This is a genomic window from Brucella sp. IR068, from assembly GCF_049065885.1.
Classification (GTDB): domain Bacteria; phylum Pseudomonadota; class Alphaproteobacteria; order Rhizobiales; family Rhizobiaceae; genus Brucella; species Brucella intermedia.
Genome location: NZ_JBAKHE010000029.1, coordinates 1 through 16,356, shown reverse-complemented (window position 1 = coordinate 16,356; position 16,356 = coordinate 1). Strand labels below are relative to the sequence as shown.

Genomic DNA, 16,356 nt, shown 5'->3' with positions numbered 1-16,356 from the left:
AAGGCGATTTCGAATTCACCGGTCTTCCTGCTGGCGAGTACACGGTTCACGTCTATCCCGACAAGGTTTCCTACGCTCCGCTGAAATCCGTGGATATCATGGTCGGGTCGTCGGTGCTGCGATCGGTGCGGCAGATCGAAATCCCTGAAATTGCTCCCGGCGGCACAGGGACAGCGAGGATCGAGCTTGTATCGACCGGTACCGGCCGGGATGGCGGTAAATATGTGATGAGTGCACCGAAGGGCTTCACCTTTACCGATAACAATGTCGTCACGACGCGTCCGGATGGCACTGATGCGGGTCATGGCTGGACACTGTCGTCAGACAAGCGCACTCTTACCAATACGGGTGCGTGGTGGGATGCCAAGGGAACATGGACAATCTCCGTCGGCCTGACAGCCAGCGAGGATCTGGTCTGGGCGGGGCCCGTTACCGCAGAAGACGGCCTGTCTTTTGCAGTCAACGGCCAGCCGGCTGCAACTGGCGATCTGACGGCAGGCGTGCGTGGTGTGCTTTCGGTCAAACAGACCGTGGTTCCCGAACTCAGACGCGGCGCAAACGGCAACGTTAAGCTGGAACTTGATTCCACCGGAGTAGGTTCGCCTCTGGCTCTAACGAGATTGACTGTGCCGGAGGGTTTTGTGTTCACCGCAGATGATGTGACGGTTAAAGGCCCAGGGGGAGATCTTGTTCACGCGCGATGGAAGCGGACTGCGGATAAGAGGGGCATTGTAAATCTGAACAGCGGGATGTGGCGGGAAAAGGGTATCTGGACGATAGATGTATCCTTGACCGCAGACCAAGGAATTGCAACTGGGCCCCATGTGGTGAAGGGTGGGATATCTTTCTCCACGGGCGGCGGCTGGCACAGGCTGACTGAGGACCTGTCGGTGATCGTCGTCGGTCTGGCAACGCCGTCGGTCTCGCGTGCCTGGTTTACTTTCAGGGATGTGGAGGGGCGTTGGAGCGTAACCGCGGAGGGCGAAGGCCAACCTGGAGCGGAGATCCAGTTCCGGAACAAAAGTGGAGCCTGGGTGGATGTCGACACGGTGGGACCTGACAGGAAATTCTCCTTCACCACCGATGATTATCCCGACGATGGCATCGTCGTACGACAAACTTTCAATGGGGAATCCTCGGCGGAAACGGCTAAGGCTCCTATCGGAACAGGCGCCATGCTGTCTGTCGATCCCAATCCTGAACGGGGTGCCGTCGGTACGGTCGATTTTTCCAGGACTGATCCCCGAAACTGGGTCGGCGCCTTTGCAAGAGGCGCGGATCCAGCCACTGCAAAGCCTGTGTGGCGTCTCGACGTGACGACAGCCTATACTTCCTTCGAAGCCAAGCTTGATCCGGGCCCATACACATTTCATGCCTTCGCAGACGGCTCGCTCATGCCGATCCAGTCGGTCGACGTCGATGTGACCGAGAAATAGTCAAGTCCGGCCTGTTGGAAGCCGCGGCATTTCGGGATTGAAGCCCTCTGGCGTCCAGCAGCCGGTGTTTAAGGTAATCTTTGAGCTCCGATCTGATTGACAGGTCGGGGCTCTGCAAGTTGGGCGCCAATGCTGTTTTATGACGCCGTATTCTTCTTACCGGGGAGGGCCCCCATGGTGGAATTCTATTGAGGAGGGCTGGATATATCTCCAGCATCGCGTCGCATCGAACGATGTTTCTGTCAGGCTGGCCGACAATACAGATAAGCCCGATCCGACCGAGTGCTGGACACTGCCCGGATCCAGGCCGTGAAAGACGCAGCGCAACTTAGGCCCCAAAGAAGCAGCGCACGTCCATTGTTCGACAATGCGCAGCTCATCGGCAAAAGGAGGGGAAAAAGCGAATTCTGCCGTGAGCGCAACTAAAAAGAATTTGCGATCGGCGACAGTGATCTGCCTGAAGGACTGCAGCGGGACGGTGACACACCAATCCTTTATTACCCTTTTTACTGCTCAACGCGCACTGGACCATGTATCTTGTGCCTTTTGCCATTGGCGCTATCCGGGTTTCCTGCGCTGGCTAGTAATGATGCTTCGCCGGGGACGGGCCGAACGTTTGAAGGATGTTCGGATCTGGGAGCTCACTAAAGATATAGAAAGTCTCTCTGTTGTATCGACAGCGGTGCCTTGTTTTCGAAGCGAACAGGGAAAAGCATTGTCGATGAAAATATCCAGTGATCATTTGCATATTGTTGTGATGGAAAGACGAGAACCCATAGAAAAGTTTGATTCTGCGGCGCCTAGTGTTATAATATCGAATTAGTATCGATGCTGGTTGTTTCTTATACATTAGACATATTATGTGGAAGAGGCATAAAATGCAATGGTTGGGAGATGACGATCCGTTCGAGGAGGAGTGTCCTTACAAAACACCACGCCTTTACGTGGTGGCACTGGGATTTGTTTTGGCGGCCGTCACAATAGGGGGATTTTTGATTAGATATGCTCTGAGCGGAACGCCAGCATCATGATGGTAACTCAGCGGTCACCTGCCGGCTGAAAGCTTTTTTCCCGTGAAAGGAAACAATAGTGCTGATTTTGACGACGGAGAGTTTGCCGCCTCACATCAAGCTGCGGCAACCTCATGGGTTGATCGAATCGACTACAGCAATACAGATCGCAAAAAAGCCGCTCTTGCGTAATGTTTTCAGACGCAAACCAAAGGCGCCGGACCAAATGTCAGCACTAATGCAGCTGGAAGAAAAGGCAGCTGCTTTGGGGAAAGGCAATGTCATTTATGGGCTGCGCCTTTCAACCGCAACTGCAACCTTCTCAAATGGCATTTTCCTTTACATAACCTATTGTGGAACCTTGGCGACGTGTGAGATTGGGGAGATAATGCCGGAACCTGAAGGCAGAAACCGGAAGTCGGTTACCCCCAAAAAACGCTGATCTCGGCGACACCTTCATGGGATTCTATTGTTAAACAACATATTCTGAAATCTACGCGTGAATAAAAATGATATGTGGATGCAACAAGGTAGTTCAGGTGTGTCTTGTATGCCTTAGCCCTGCTATTGGAGAAGTCGATAGACTGGTTGGCCTCACGCATTCCCCATATAATCCCATTTTTTTCGCATTGGTTTGACGGCCGGACAAGCAAATCTTGAGCTTGGAAAAAGTGACGCCGCTCGGGAAAACGCTCTGTGGACGGGAAAGAGTTTACAGCGAAGTGTTCCAGCTTTGAAAGTTACGTGTGCCGCTGCGTGATGCTCATTTAAATTGGAGCCAGCGGTCGCTGACCGACTTGGCTAATTCTGGCCAGCCCTTGACCTGGCAACAGGTCTTGCTAGATTTGATCATGGATGGTGGACTTCACCGACATCCTATCCGTACGTGAACGAACGGCCCGGTAAAGAGCAACTAGCTCTTCCGGGTCGTTCTTTTGCCGCATGCGTCAAGGCGCATTCAGCCCTCCAGGATGATCCGCGTTCTGGCTTGGTATTATGCAAGATCTTTCAATATGATCTCATCCTGGAAACAGTTGTCCGGGACTTAAAACTTTTGATGTGATGATATGGCAGTCCGACGAAACTGAAAGCAAGTTGTACGTTCATTCTGAAAACGTTCATGCTTTGAGAAGAGGTGTTGATTTACGCCTTTTATAAGGACGCGAACTATTGGCGATTGCATATTTCAAGGCGGAAATAATCGAACCAAGCTGCAATGTTATTCAGGTGGCAGCGCAGCGTCACTGTACGCGCATGTATGACGAGTCAAATGCCCGTTGGTTCTCCGGGATAGAAGGCGACGTTCCCAAATACGAGGGAATTACGCTGCCACAAGATGCTCCGGATTGGATCGTTGGTCTTGTCGAGAGGAATGATGTCGCGAAAGCCAGTGAACTGATCTGGAACAGGATCATGGTCGCGGGAAAGGCCGGCGGTCCGTTGGCACGTGAGATAACTGTCGCCTTACCTATCGAATTTTCCTGTAAGCAGAACGTCGCGCTTGTGCGGGAGTTTGTGGAAAAATATATTGCTGTTATAGGGGTTGCAGTGGACTGGGTTTTTCATGATGGGACAGGCACTCCCCAAGCTCGTTTCCTACACACACTTCGCCCCTTAACGCGGGATGGCTTCGGATCTAAAATCTTCCCTGTTAGAGGTGAAGATGGGGACCCTGTACGATGCGGACCGAACAAGACGGTTGTTTATCGGAGTGTGACTGGTGGAACGGGGGGGTTGGTTGCGTTACGCAAAGCGTGGTGTGAATTGCTGAACAAGCACTTAGTCGCTGCTGGTCTGGACGTACACGTCGATATGCGTTTCTGCGTGGATCGGGGTGTTGAGTGCGAGCAGAGGCAACGCACCGCGCGTTCCCGAATGGCAAACTACCAACGACTTCGCAGCGCAATATCCCGAAAAACCTGACTTTCGCCAATTGATCACTTCTGATCAATCCATAAGACCGGAGCGCCAGACTTATAGCAGGCAGGACGATCCTGTCTGTGAGAAAATGGTGACACCGAAAGACTGGTCTCAGATCGGAAAGAAGATTTGAGGCATTTGATCAAAAATCACGTCAGTTACGTAATCCGGAACAGAAGATTTTGCATTCGGATTGAGTGTAGTCCACGAGCAGATCGAGGCAATAGCAGTTTCGGCGCTGCAACTGCGTAAATGGGTTGTGCCGACCAGGCCTTTCAGGATCGCGAAGGGAGACCACGTTCATTTGATGCAGGCCCTCGCTTCCGATTGGGGGAGAGGGTTGGTAGGAAGTCCAGCCCGTACTAACTGCGAATGGGCTATGCGGGCGGGGGGCATGGTATATCGACAGAGCGAGATTGGGTCGTCTACCAAATAGCATTGCAGAAAATCTTGCAAAATGATTGCGTCTTTCGTTGCATAGCCAAAGTAAGACGACAATAATTCAGCTTTGATAGCCTGCTTCCGGCAACTGCCTTGGGGGTTGGGCGGTGGCGTAGTTATGACCGGGAGAGATGGGAGTCATGACAGTAACTATGTGTGCCCTGCTTAGCTTGGCAGCATCTTTTGTGATCTGCCTTGAGATTGCATCTGCGACCCCACACGTCGATCTTTATATAAGGAACGTTTCTCAAGTGGAGGCGATTCACAATCCTTCATTATTAAGAAGCTTTCCCGAAATTCGACCGGGGTTGAAAACAATGAAAGCCGAAAACACTGTTAAGCGCGAAGCCTCATCGCTCGTCGCAGATATTTCCGCCTGCAAGGTCACATATAATCTTGATTACAAGAGGCCTTCTTTTCTATTGGCGCGGCAGCATAGCCAGACATGCAGGAATGGTGCGGGCCTATGCAAAATAGCATGGAACCGATTTCCGGTCGGAACCGAGCCAGGTGAGGCCGACTGTTGTGGTCTTATGACGCATGCTGATCATGCACATGTTGTCGCCCGTCGGCATGACGGTCGTTTTGGCGCAGGCTCGACTAGTGATTGGTCTCACCGGTGATGCGGACGGCTTAGCCTGTCCCGTTTTAGAGACTCCCAGAGAGCCGTTTGTTTCGATCGGCCTGGAGCTTGAGCGCAAAGACAGAGCTTTGCATCCGGTTTGGCATCATGATCGACCGCTGTCACCGTTTTCTCGCTGAGAGCGCTATAACTATAAATCTTGCCTTTAGAGTTTAATATGATTGATTTACGAAGTGACACCCTGACTAGGCCGGATATTCGCATGCTGTCTGCAATATCTGCAGCAGACATCGGCGACGACTGTTACGGCGAAGACAGGACTGTACGAGACCTTGAAGAGTTTTGTGCTGACATGTTTGGGAAGGAGCGCGCGGTACTTCTGCCTTCTGGAACTATGAGTAATCAAATCGCGCTCCGGATGCTGATGCGTCCAGGTGATGAGTTGATTTGCGACACAAGCTATCACATTAATTTTTTTGAAGCCTCCCCGACCGTTGATCTTGCGAAGGTCAGCATCAATGCCGTTGGCACCAAGGATGGTATCTTGCGCGTTCAGGACATTGAACACGCCTGCCTTGAACGTGCTCGCTGGCAGAGACAATATTACAGACATGCAAACCTGATTTGGCTGGAAAACACGATCAATGGTCACGGTGGGCGCATTTATCCGGAGACCGAACTTAAGAATGTAAAGCAATGGGCCGATGCGAAGAATATTCCTGTTTTTATCGATGGTGCACGGCTTTTGAATGCAAGTGCTGCTACGGGAATTTCTCCACGGCAATATGGACAGTATGCATCTAGTTTGAGCTTCTGTTTTGCCAAGGGCTTGGGAGCCCCGATGGGGGCAATGCTCATGGGAGAGGAAGCGGCCATCGAGGAAGCCCGCCGTTTTCGAAAATGGTACGGAGGCGGTCTGCATCAAGCAGGAATATTCGCTGCTGCGGCTGCGCATGCTCTCCGCAACAATCGGGAGCAACTCGCACTGGACAACCATAACGCGGCGATTTTCTTTAAAGTTCTCTCTAACTGCGAGTCCGTTAGGGCCACCTCTCCGGAAACGAACATTGTGATGTTCGATATCGATGAGTCCGGTTGTGATTCCGGGACGTTTGTGGGGCATATGGCAATGGAGGGTGTGAAACTCCTAGCTTGGCGAGGTACAACTATCCGTTGTGTTTTCAGTAATCTGGTAACCGAAGCTGATGCCCGCATTGCCGGGGCCAAGGTGGTTGATGTTCTACATCGTCTAACCACTCGATCGGAGTATTCGCGTCAAACAGAGAACGCAGCATGATGGGCGGCAGAGCGCGAAACCTGCTATTTGCTCCACCGCGAGTGATGACCCTCTACGACGTCGGCTTTTGGTCGAAATTGATACCTGAGAACACGGTTCTGTTTACTGCAGCCGGATTTGATCTGGCAACACGTTTCAATGGCGTTTTCGATATCGTTCAAGAGTTCGACGAGTATGAACATTCAGACGAGCCCATTCAGGCAGCCATTAAGCTTCACGGAGAGGCTGCGTTTAAACACATTATCTCAGTTTCCGAAATGGATGTTGAGCGAGCGAGCTATTTACGCTGTCGACTTGGTATTGAAGGAATGCCGTTGAACGATGCGCTGGCATTTCGGGATAAAGTCCTGATGAAAACGCTCGCAAGCCAGCAGGGGCTACGGGTCCCGCAGTTTAAGGCGTTGAGGTTCGCTTCTGACCTGTCATCGTTTACTGAGAAGCATGGATTTCCTGTGGTCCTGAAACCCAAAGACGGCAAAGGTTCGCTCGATGTCCGGGTCCTCCGGACAGAGGAAGAAACATTTCAGGTCCTGGAAGCCTCGAAGGCGTGCCCTTTGGGTGATCGCTGGCAGATTGAGGAGTTCGTTGAGGGCACGATGTATCGTGTAGATGGGCTGGTGTTGGAAGAAGCAATCGATTTGATACATATTGGTCGCTATACCGATAGCACCTTGTCATTCATTGCAGGAAAGCCCATAGCAACCCTCGAAGTGCCCAAATCGGAATCCGTCGTGGCGAAGATCGCCGCCTTCACCCGGACTTTAATAGAATGTGCGCTTCCGACCCCCAAAAACAGCCTGTTCCATTTGCAGGTTTTCGAAGACCACAGAGGAGATATAGTCCTTTGCGAAGTGGGTTGCAGGCTGGGCGGGGGAGCGATTTGCGACGAGGTATTCTATTCCACAGGTGTCAATATCCTGGCTCGTTATCTTGCCGCGGAACTCGATTGTCCCGAACCTCCTGGATTGGAACGGATGTCTGACCGCCTGACGGGGCGGATGATCGTTCCTTCACGGGGTGGCCTATTGAAAGAGGTCTCGTCTAATTGCCCGATCGAAGGTGTTCAGCAATACCGCGTAAATGGTCGCAAAGGCTGCCGTTATCCCCCATCAGTAATGACCAACGCGGAAATGCAGAGTATTATTTTCACCGCACAATCCTATGATGAGCTCCAGTCAAAATACCAGGAGCTATGTGAATGGGTCCGTGCCACTACCGTGTGGGAACAGGATCAGAAGATAATGGCGGCGTTTGTGTGAGCGTTTCGCATGTACTGCATATTCGCGGATTTTGCTAAATTGTCAGATGGATGAACAGTGCTGTGATGGATAGCCAGGTACCGAGGCTGGCGTGAATATTATGATAGACAGGTCGGTTGCAAGATTCGCTTTTTCGCGCAGTCACTTTTCCGCACGAATTGAAGAGGTTGGACGCAATCAGAGCGATCTTCTATGAATTGGACTTTTACCAGAGCGATGAGCCGGACAATCGAAGCTTCGTAAATCTCAGGCTTGTCGTTAGACAGTTTGCGCTTGATCGCGCAGAAGAGCTAGGCAATATGGTTACTGGGCAGGGAAGATATGAATTTTCAATTTTGTGGCGAAACCCGATCATTGGTCGGCGAAATCACTGAAGCATTTTTACCTTACGCCGAAGCGGCTGTTTTAAGGCTTCAGTCCCTGCATCCAGACGCCGGTTTCTCGCTGGATGGCGATAAGCTGACCGTTCGAGGAATCGATGGCAAATCTGTTTCAATTATCAGAAGCGCGATAGCCCATCAGATTTATCGCGAGAAGATTCTTGTCGAAACGCTTTCGTTGCGGAAATCCTTGTTGTCGGCGGTCATAAAATGACTGAGGTCTGGCCGCTAAAGTTTAAAGCTACTAGTGACGGATATTTATTTTCGGACGACGCGGGAGGCTTCTTTGAATCAGATGCCAGGTTCCTGGATCGCTATGCAAACGGCAATCTTGCCGAACGCGACTTGACGTTCTTGAAGTCAAATGGCCACGCATTTGAAGAACAGAACGACCTTGCGTGGACTTCATTTGCTTATAGATGGTCGCGACGCCAGGCGGTCGCGGGTGAACTGACGTATTTGATCCTCGTCCCCACATTGCGCTGCAATCTGACTTGCGGTTATTGCCAGGTTTCTCGCGTTTCTGAGACGGCGCAGGGTTTTGATTGGAATGAAGAAACGCTTGAGGCTGTTCTCCACTTTCTGAACCAACTTTCAACCAGATCGATCAAGATCGAATTTCAGGGTGGAGAGCCACTACTTCGGTTGGATATTCTTGAAAAGGTGAGGGCGTTTTGCCGACAACGTTTCGAGAGTGCTCAGTTTGTCGTTTGCACGAACCTGCAAAATTTGTCTGGGCGCGAATGGTCCTTTCTGGCAGATGACGACACGTTTATAAGCACGTCCGTCGACGGAGATCGTAGAACTCACGAGCGGCAAAGAACGTATGAAGCTTCAAAAACCGATGCGTTTTTCAAGAATTTGAACGAGGCAGTTCGGCGCTTTCCAGAAGGCAAGATTTCGGCATTACCTACCATTGATGTCGATAATCCTCCTGATCTGGAAGCTTTGATTACGAATTTTGAACAGTTCGGCATTCGGTCAATTTACCTGCGCCCCATAAATTATCAGGGATTTGCCCGGAAACTGAAGCAGCGCGGTGACGTACTTCAACGCTGGAATACTCTTTATATCGATTTCATTGATCGCCTGGTCCAGCGCAATTTCGAAACTGGATCGGTTTTGGAAGAATACTATTTCAGCCAGTGTCTGAAGCGTATCCTTCGCACCGGATCAGATCAGCATGTGGATCTTCGAAATCCAAACTTCTTCGCGTCAGACTATCTGGTTATTGATCATGATGGCGTGTTTTATCCAACCGACGAAGCCCGAATGCTGTCACGTATCGGTCGGATTGATCTCAGCATAGGTGACCTCTCGTCAGGATTGGATTCGACAAAGATTGCCGCTCTAAACGCCTCGTCGCTGAACAATTTCGATCCAGATTGCATTCATTGCGTTTATCAACCTTTCTGCGGGACTGATGTCGTTGATGACCTTTCGCGGTATGGTCGCATTGACGTCCCTCGTAACGAAACATGGTTTTGTGGTCGCCACACAAGCATTTTCGATAAGGCATTCGAATTTTTATATAGCAATGACGAAGCAGTTCGGTTTTCCGTCGCACATTGGCTCGGTATCGCCGATTGGAGCCCTCAGATGGTTGAGGTGCACACATGATACCGCTCCGTATCAAAGCAATGTCAGATGCGTCGGAGCCCTTTGTTGTTAGACTATGGGCAGATCGACCGTTGGACGAGCCGTGGGTCGACGAAGCTTTCGAAGCAAACCTGATGTCAGAGTCAAACGGCGACAGCATCTTCGAAGGGAAGGCAGGCCGAGTAACAATCTCAGGCATTTTACCTTCTGATCTCAATGGGGACGTGCTCCTTGTCAATCCGAGAAGGGGTGTCGCAGATCGTCTTGTTCGCAGAAACTCGCCTCATAATACGTTCGTAATTACCGAGCGATGTGACCAGCTTTGCGTGATGTGTTCCCAGCCCCCGAAACAGCATCATGTGGATTTGTTTCCATACTTCGAGGCTGCAGCATTGTTGACTCCGCGCGATGCGGTAATCGGACTGTCGGGGGGAGAGCCTACTCTCTATAAAGGGCAGCTTTTCGGATTTCTCGACCGTGTAATGCAACAGCGGCCCGATATCAGCTTTCACGTTCTTACGAATGCTCAGCATTTTGCCGTTGAGGATGTATCCGCCCTAAGCCAGATTGATCTCGGTCGCGTGATTTGGGGCGTTCCTCTTTATTCTGCAGATGCTTGCGTACATGACGAGATCGTCGGCAAAGCTGGCGCTTACGTGCAGTTGCAGAAAAATCTGGCGCTGATGGCACGTGCTGGATGTCGGATCGAACTCAGAACCGTGCTGATGCGCCCGAACGCAGAGCACCTGCCGGAACTGGCGAGATTCATTGCGACGATGCTGCCCTTTATTGACGTTTGGGCCATCATGCAGATGGAAAACATTGGTTACGGCAGGAAAAATTGGGACGCGCTATTCTTCGACAGTTCTGATCAATTTATGGGATTGGCTACGGCATTGAACATCGTCCAAAGTCGAGGGCTGGAAGCAAAATTATACAATTTTCCACTCTGCACTGTGCCAGTGGCTTACAGATCGCTGGCTCCGGCTACGATCTCGGACTGGAAGAAGACTTTTCTAGAGGAATGTGATGGATGTTCGATGAAGGAAGCTTGTGGGGGCTTCTTTGAATGGCATCCGCGTAATCACGGTTACAGGGCGTTGGGGGTATTATGAAAAAGAAGGTATTCGCAATTCCATCTTTGCTGGCCGCTGGGTTCTTGCCAGCGGAAGCGGTGGCAATGCCACCAAAGCCGTCCATAGATGACGGAGGAAGCTCGAAATCTCTATTCGATGTTTTCAGGATGGACCACGACTACACTCTGGCTGGCCACAGAAGCCACAGTTCACACCGGTCACATAGCAGTCACCGTTCCTCAACCGGCGGCTATTCCTATCGAGCGCCTTCCTACAGTGCGCCGTCCCGGAGTTATGCGGCACCGCTTTATAATCCGCCTGTTAACACCGCCCCTGCGCCGTCGCCCCAGTATTATCCATCAGCGCCACATGGGTCAGGTGCAGGGGGCACTGCAGCGCCATTAAAGACGCTCCCTGGCAATAGCGACAAGTTCAAGGAAATAGTGAAACAGGTCCAGCTCGCCATGCTTGCCTACGGCTATTACACCGGTGACATCGATGGGCTTCTTGGTCCAACAATGAAGACGGGCCTGCAACGGCTTCAAGGCGATTATGGGCTGAAGATTACGGGAACAATCACGCCTGAAACGCTTGACGCTCTTCGTATTTCCGCCATGTAAAAGCGAGCACGGCTAATGGGTTCGCTTGCTGATTGCTAATGCTATGCCTATTTTCGCTTGCGCTCGAGTGCGCGGAGCGATTGACCCATTTATATGCTACGGAACGCGCCATTTACGGATTGACATTCGTGAAGGTTCGAACGTCGAGTTACAGTCGGATTCCGGTGAGCAACGGAGAGGCAGTATGTTAGGTCACCCAACCGCCAAACTTGATGCAAGGACTGGCCTCCAGCGTGTTTAATTATTCTAATCCTTTTTTGGCATAATCCATTTAATGATAAAGTATAACCAAGTGAGCCAGATCAGTATTATTAGAAGAAGCCAATAGACAGGCAATGAGATTCCAGTGACGAATTTGTCTAGCATTAAGCCTCCGTAGAGATAAATATAAGTTCAGTTGGCAGTTGTCGTTGGCGATTGCATGCAGGGAGGCCAATTTTCTTTTACCAGCTAGAGGCAGGCTGCGTAGTTCGGATAAGGTTGTTGGTTCAGCGAAGCTGAATGTTATAACCCCAGTGCGCAGGGCGTTTTTCTTTTCCAATGGCACGCCGTGCGCTGGCGAAAACGAACCTTCGCCAACCCTACAATGTCGATGAGTTATGCGGGTTGTTTTCGACCAGTCGAGCCCCGCGCTACTGTCGGCTTGCATGATGTCAACGTAAATGGAGACCGCGGGAGCCAATATCGCAGTCTGTTGTCCCGAGCATCCACAGCACCGCATTGTCCCTAGATGGTCTGTTCCTCCTCAGGTATAGAGCGGCTGATTTCATGAGGTAGGATGAAAGAGCGTTACTGTTCGTTGATGCTCTCGGGCGAGGCCGGTTCTCCAAGTTGAAGCCCTCTGATCCGTTTCGCTTCACGATCCTGGCGGCGTCCGGTTTGCGCGTCGAGTCTTCTGATGCGTTCTTCGATATCGGCGACGGTGCGCGTGGCCATTTCCTGATCTCCTATCCTGTCATGATATGAGAACATAAAGGAGGAGAGGGCGGATGAAACTTAAAACTGCCTTCACAATGAAAGCGAATTGTGCGTCCTGTCACTCCATCTGAGTTGCCACGAACGGCGCGAAACAAACAATCCGGGCAAACCTGCCCAGAAACGCGATGATATGTATCAGGCGGGGACATTCTCGTGCCTCCGGCACCATTCCGCTCGGTTTCAAGCTGGAAATTGTTGTCTTACGGTGACGGCGAAAAGGACAAGCCCATTCGCAAAGACCTCTCCGCCGCTGATAGTTTCGGTGCAGAAAAAGCTGGTCAGGCCAACAAGCCTGCTGACATAACTCCGGAGTTGCCGAAAAAGATCATCGTGGACACGGACAGCGGCAACAGGGTTGACCTTACGAGTAAAGAGCAATCGAAGTCCGCAGGACTGGTGATGCACCGGTACCGGTACCGGCACAAAAATCCAGACAGGCCGAACCGATTCCTTCGAACGGCCAGCAACCGGCGCCGGAAATCGCCTTGGTAGCCCCCAAGGTGGTGCGCGTTCCACCACAATCGGCTACGCCAAGGAAGCTTTGGCGCGCGGCGGAGATCCGGCGCTGGTTAAGCAGCAGCTCATGAACGCGGGCGTTCCACAAGGCGAATGGCCGGATGAACTGGGGCTTGGCCGAAAATAGCGGCTGTGGTAGATGTGGAATTGTCTCTTTTGTCCGTCAAATAACCTACCCGCATTAGTTTAACCAAACTCATGCTGGTTTCGCTTTGTGGGCTGGACTTGAAATTTTTGGTGATTGCGGCTATCTTTCAGGAGTGGCTGACAGAGCGGGAACTCTGCCAGCCGGACACTTAGCTAAAGAATGTTACCCGCACGTAGGCACGCCAGCCCGTGCGGGTTTTCTTTATCGTAAGTGTGATACTCACAGGTATAAAACCCATTCGTTTCACTCCTGTTCGGCAGCGAGGCTCACGCTGCAATTACCGGGGAAGCCCATCTCCCCCGGCGCGCTGGCTGGCTCAACGCTCTCTGCTTTCGCTGCCGGAACTGGAATAATCACCTTCGCATATCTATGGTTTCCGCGCCCTTAACAAGCTCATCTGTCAAAATTTTGCAGTACCCGCCGTTCCCCTCTCGCGTATGCGCGCGAGGTTCGATATAGCCGCGTCGATCGGCGCATGACGTGCTCCTATCGTAAGGACACGTCATGGCTATTATTCTCGACGATAACACCGATATTGATACCTTCTTCGGCGGCAACTCGGGTGCAAACTCACGGGCGGCGAAAAATCGGGAACCGTCCGAGAAGCCGCGCGAACAAGAATTGCCTTCGGTTGGCCAAAAGGCCGCGCGCCCTCCTGTCGATTCCACATCGTCGAGGGAATTTCCAGCTAGCCGCAATCGCACCGCGCATCTGGCGAGATCCGGAGGCAGCAGTTGCGCGGATAGAGAAAACTATCGCAACGGCAACCGAACGCGGCAGGCTTGCGGAACTCCTTCATGAGGATCCATCGAGGGCAGGGGCCTTGCGTGGATCGGACAGATTGCTCGACCGCTTCACTGCGGCCGGAGCAGAACGGAAGGCGGCGCTTCAGGCAGTGCCGGCCGTGCTCAGCGCTATCGGTATGGCGGAATCTGCCTGGCGAAACAGGCTTGCAACAGAACTTGCAAGCGAGGAGAGCCGCCGCAAGCGCATGGGTGTGGAAGTGCCAGCTCTATCTGATGCGGCCGAAGCCAGCGCCAGGGCTCTCGGCCAGATCATAGATAGAAAACAAAGAGACCATGCGGTGCTGCAGCTTGCGCCAGAGATAAAGTCGGAACTGCGCGAGTTCACCATAGCACTGGAGAGGCGCTTCGGTCCCATGGCCTTTCAGCATCCAGACCCGAGGCTTGTCGCCAATGTCGCGCATTCGGAAAAGGTTCGGTTCAACGATGTTGCAAGACAGATGCTGACCGTCCGGCAGATCGTCAACACGGATATCGAACAAAACCATCTGGCCGAGCGCATGCAGAAAGCGCTCGGTACAAGCTTAGGCACAACGCATTAAAAGGCGTCGCCGCAGTAACGACAATATTTTAGAATAGATTATTAGAAACAATGACATAAGAGGTGTTTCAATGAAGAGGATTGCTCCGGAACATACACATGATCAGTTGGTACAGACTGAAGTCGCCCATGAAATCTTGAACACGGCGAGGGGGATCGTAATTAGCCGATACTATGAAGTCGAAAACAGTGATCTGGAACTTGCAAGCCGGCTGCTGCTCAAGAGCAAGGAAATCCATGATCTGAAGCTTTCGTTCGGAGTTACCGACGACGAGACGATCGCCAGTATCATTGCCGAATGGCGAGAGTTCATTGAGGACCCGGAACGTTTCATCCGGGACCTCTGAGGATGGATCCTAAGACCGAGACCTATGCGCTTTCGGAAGCGCAGCACGAACGTATTTTCCGAAATATTATTGTAAACGACTATTTTGCTCCTGAAGCGAAGGCATCAATTCGGCCCACTGATATAATCCTGGGTGGACAGCCCGGAGCTGGAAAGACTTCGCTGCTAAAGCCGGCGGAGCGCGATTTGAATGCACTTGGGAATACAATCACCATAAATGGGGATGATTTGCGTGTATTCCATCCCCAATACCGGAGCCTTCAGGAAAAGGATGCGGAGAACGCTGCCCGATATACCGATCTCGATTCTGGGCGATGGGTTGAAAAACTGATCGCCGAAGACGCCGCGTCAATCTTGTGATCGAAAGCACGATGCGAAACCCGTATGTCTTTGCCATGACATCCGCGAAGTTGCGCGAGGCTGGCTATTGTGTTGAAGCTCGTGCCATCGCTGTCAATGAAAGGTTGAGCTGGCAAGGCGTGCATTGTCGCTATGAAGGTATGATCGCCGGTGGGGCACTTCCGAGGTTCACCGTGCGAGAGACGCATGACGCCGGAGCAAGCGGGATGTTGACGACACTTGAGCGTATTGAAAAAGATCGGCTTGCAGACCGGGTTTTGATCGGGATACGCAACGGTGCCGTAATCTATGACAATCGGCTGGAGGAGGGGGCCTGGCAAATGTTGCCAGGAGCAGCGGACGCTGTGAAAAATGAACGGAACCGAGTCCCCACGCGGGAGGAACTAGCGGCATTCGTAGCTGACTGGAAGCATGTGCTTGCTCGGATGCAAAGCCGTAAGGCAAACTTGGTTGAGATTGAGGCGGTCCGTAATACGCTGAGCGAAGATCTAGAGCATTTCCGGGTGCAATCGCGCGAGAATGAAAGCATCGCCCGGAATCGAGCTTTAGCGCCATTGATCCCTTCGCGGGGTCTCTCTGATCTAACCCCCGCAGAAGTTTCCGAACGAGCGCGGGCATCCGATTATGTTCAGAGGCGAAGAGGGGAAGTTGAGCAACTTTGCCTGATCGTATTCGGGAGGTCCGCGGCAATGTCAGATGCGCTATCGCGCATAGACAGCAATCCGCAGCTTGCTTGGGACGTTTCACGTGAGTTGCGAACTGAACCCGGTCAATTCGGCAACCTGGTGGGGGAGGCGGGAGGATGGATCAGAGCAGCAACGCCTGACCGCCAGAATGCAGAGGCAAGTTTGCCACGGCTGGCCACTGCGATTGAGGCTTACGGAAGTGCTGTGAATTACCAGCAATCGCGCATTGCACAGGAGCACGCGGCCGAGCAGCGTCGTCTGAGCGTGGAAGTCCCTATGCCATCATCTGGGTTGGCGGCTATGTTGCAACTAGCACCTCAAGCGCAATTGCAACATTTGGTTGATCGTCCGGAACTT

At 52.0% G+C, this 16,356-nt stretch carries 15 protein-coding genes; 14 read left to right on the top strand and 1 reads right to left on the bottom strand.

Annotated features, from left to right (window positions below):
• From ACOWVS_RS22965 to hxsA, 9 genes are all read left to right on the top strand, one after another.
• Positions 1-1,436: hypothetical protein (locus tag ACOWVS_RS22965; RefSeq protein ID WP_420973161.1), on the top strand; the 1,436-nt coding region annotated here is incomplete at its 5' end.
• Between the two features lie 1,089 nt (positions 1,437-2,525).
• Positions 2,526-2,888: a hypothetical protein gene (locus ACOWVS_RS22960; protein ID WP_075042505.1), complete on the top strand. Its 363-nt coding sequence runs from the start codon at positions 2,526-2,528 to the stop codon at positions 2,886-2,888.
• Positions 2,889-3,616: 728 nt separating this feature from the next.
• Positions 3,617-4,369, top strand: a complete 753-nt coding sequence (locus ACOWVS_RS22955; protein WP_075042504.1) for a MobA/MobL family protein — start codon at positions 3,617-3,619, stop codon at positions 4,367-4,369.
• A 1,238-nt stretch (positions 4,370-5,607) separates the two neighbouring features.
• The gene (locus tag ACOWVS_RS22950) at positions 5,608-6,687 is read left to right on the top strand and encodes a threonine aldolase family protein (RefSeq protein ID WP_075042507.1); all 1,080 of its coding nucleotides are present in this window, start codon (positions 5,608-5,610) and stop codon (positions 6,685-6,687) included.
• 44 nt (positions 6,688-6,731) lie between these two features.
• The gene (locus tag ACOWVS_RS22945) at positions 6,732-7,946 is read left to right on the top strand and encodes an ATP-grasp domain-containing protein (protein WP_139309331.1); all 1,215 of its coding nucleotides are present in this window, start codon (positions 6,732-6,734) and stop codon (positions 7,944-7,946) included.
• Between the two features lie 321 nt (positions 7,947-8,267).
• Positions 8,268-8,540 carry a hypothetical protein gene (locus ACOWVS_RS22940; RefSeq protein WP_075042502.1) on the top strand — a complete coding sequence of 91 codons (273 nt, stop codon included), beginning with the start codon at positions 8,268-8,270 and terminating at the stop codon, positions 8,538-8,540.
• Positions 8,537-9,946 (top strand): His-Xaa-Ser system radical SAM maturase HxsB, encoded by a 1,410-nt coding sequence (hxsB, locus tag ACOWVS_RS22935; protein ID WP_075042501.1) that lies wholly within the window; start codon positions 8,537-8,539, stop codon positions 9,944-9,946. The genes ACOWVS_RS22940 and hxsB overlap by 4 nt, the downstream gene beginning before the upstream one ends.
• Before the next feature lie 71 nt (positions 9,947-10,017).
• Positions 10,018-11,040 carry a His-Xaa-Ser system radical SAM maturase HxsC gene (gene hxsC, locus ACOWVS_RS22930; protein WP_247644473.1) on the top strand — a complete coding sequence of 341 codons (1,023 nt, stop codon included), beginning with the start codon at positions 10,018-10,020 and terminating at the stop codon, positions 11,038-11,040.
• Entirely contained in the window at positions 11,037-11,621 is a 585-nt protein-coding gene (hxsA, locus tag ACOWVS_RS22925) for a His-Xaa-Ser repeat protein HxsA (RefSeq protein ID WP_075042499.1), read from the top strand. Before hxsC ends, hxsA begins: the two co-directional genes overlap by 4 nt.
• Before the next feature lie 789 nt (positions 11,622-12,410).
• Here the strand turns inward: hxsA and ACOWVS_RS22920 are convergent.
• On the bottom strand, positions 12,411-12,557 hold the full coding sequence (locus ACOWVS_RS22920; protein WP_170873293.1) for a hypothetical protein: 147 nt from the start codon (positions 12,555-12,557) through the stop codon (positions 12,411-12,413).
• 1,210 nt (positions 12,558-13,767) lie between these two features.
• Here ACOWVS_RS22920 and ACOWVS_RS22915 point away from each other — a divergent pair.
• From ACOWVS_RS22915 to ACOWVS_RS22895, 5 genes are all read left to right on the top strand, one after another.
• Positions 13,768-14,064 carry a hypothetical protein gene (locus ACOWVS_RS22915; protein ID WP_139309330.1) on the top strand — a complete coding sequence of 99 codons (297 nt, stop codon included), beginning with the start codon at positions 13,768-13,770 and terminating at the stop codon, positions 14,062-14,064.
• On the top strand, positions 13,961-14,608 hold the full coding sequence (locus ACOWVS_RS22910) for a BID domain-containing protein (protein WP_247644475.1): 648 nt from the start codon (positions 13,961-13,963) through the stop codon (positions 14,606-14,608). Before ACOWVS_RS22915 ends, ACOWVS_RS22910 begins: the two co-directional genes overlap by 104 nt.
• Before the next feature lie 70 nt (positions 14,609-14,678).
• Entirely contained in the window at positions 14,679-14,954 is a 276-nt protein-coding gene (locus ACOWVS_RS22905) for a hypothetical protein (protein ID WP_139309328.1), read from the top strand.
• Between the two features lie 2 nt (positions 14,955-14,956).
• Positions 14,957-15,313 (top strand): zeta toxin family protein, encoded by a 357-nt coding sequence (locus ACOWVS_RS22900; protein ID WP_075042495.1) that lies wholly within the window; start codon positions 14,957-14,959, stop codon positions 15,311-15,313.
• Positions 15,314-15,324: 11 nt separating this feature from the next.
• Positions 15,325-16,356: BID domain-containing T4SS effector (locus tag ACOWVS_RS22895; protein WP_420984197.1), on the top strand; the 1,032-nt coding region annotated here is incomplete at its 3' end.

Coding starts and splice junctions, on each gene's coding strand:
- hxsA (WP_075042499.1), top strand. CDS start 11,037: ATGAAAAAGAAGGTATTCGCAATTCCATCTTTGCTGGCCGCTGGGTTC.
- ACOWVS_RS22905 (WP_139309328.1), top strand. CDS start 14,679: ATGAAGAGGATTGCTCCGGAACATACACATGATCAGTTGGTACAGACT.
- ACOWVS_RS22945 (WP_139309331.1), top strand. CDS start 6,732: ATGACCCTCTACGACGTCGGCTTTTGGTCGAAATTGATACCTGAGAAC.
- ACOWVS_RS22900 (WP_075042495.1), top strand. CDS start 14,957: ATGGATCCTAAGACCGAGACCTATGCGCTTTCGGAAGCGCAGCACGAA.
- ACOWVS_RS22920 (WP_170873293.1), bottom strand. CDS start 12,557: ATGGCCACGCGCACCGTCGCCGATATCGAAGAACGCATCAGAAGACTC.
- hxsB (WP_075042501.1), top strand. CDS start 8,537: ATGACTGAGGTCTGGCCGCTAAAGTTTAAAGCTACTAGTGACGGATAT.
- ACOWVS_RS22950 (WP_075042507.1), top strand. CDS start 5,608: ATGATTGATTTACGAAGTGACACCCTGACTAGGCCGGATATTCGCATG.
- ACOWVS_RS22915 (WP_139309330.1), top strand. CDS start 13,768: ATGGCTATTATTCTCGACGATAACACCGATATTGATACCTTCTTCGGC.
- ACOWVS_RS22940 (WP_075042502.1), top strand. CDS start 8,268: ATGAATTTTCAATTTTGTGGCGAAACCCGATCATTGGTCGGCGAAATC.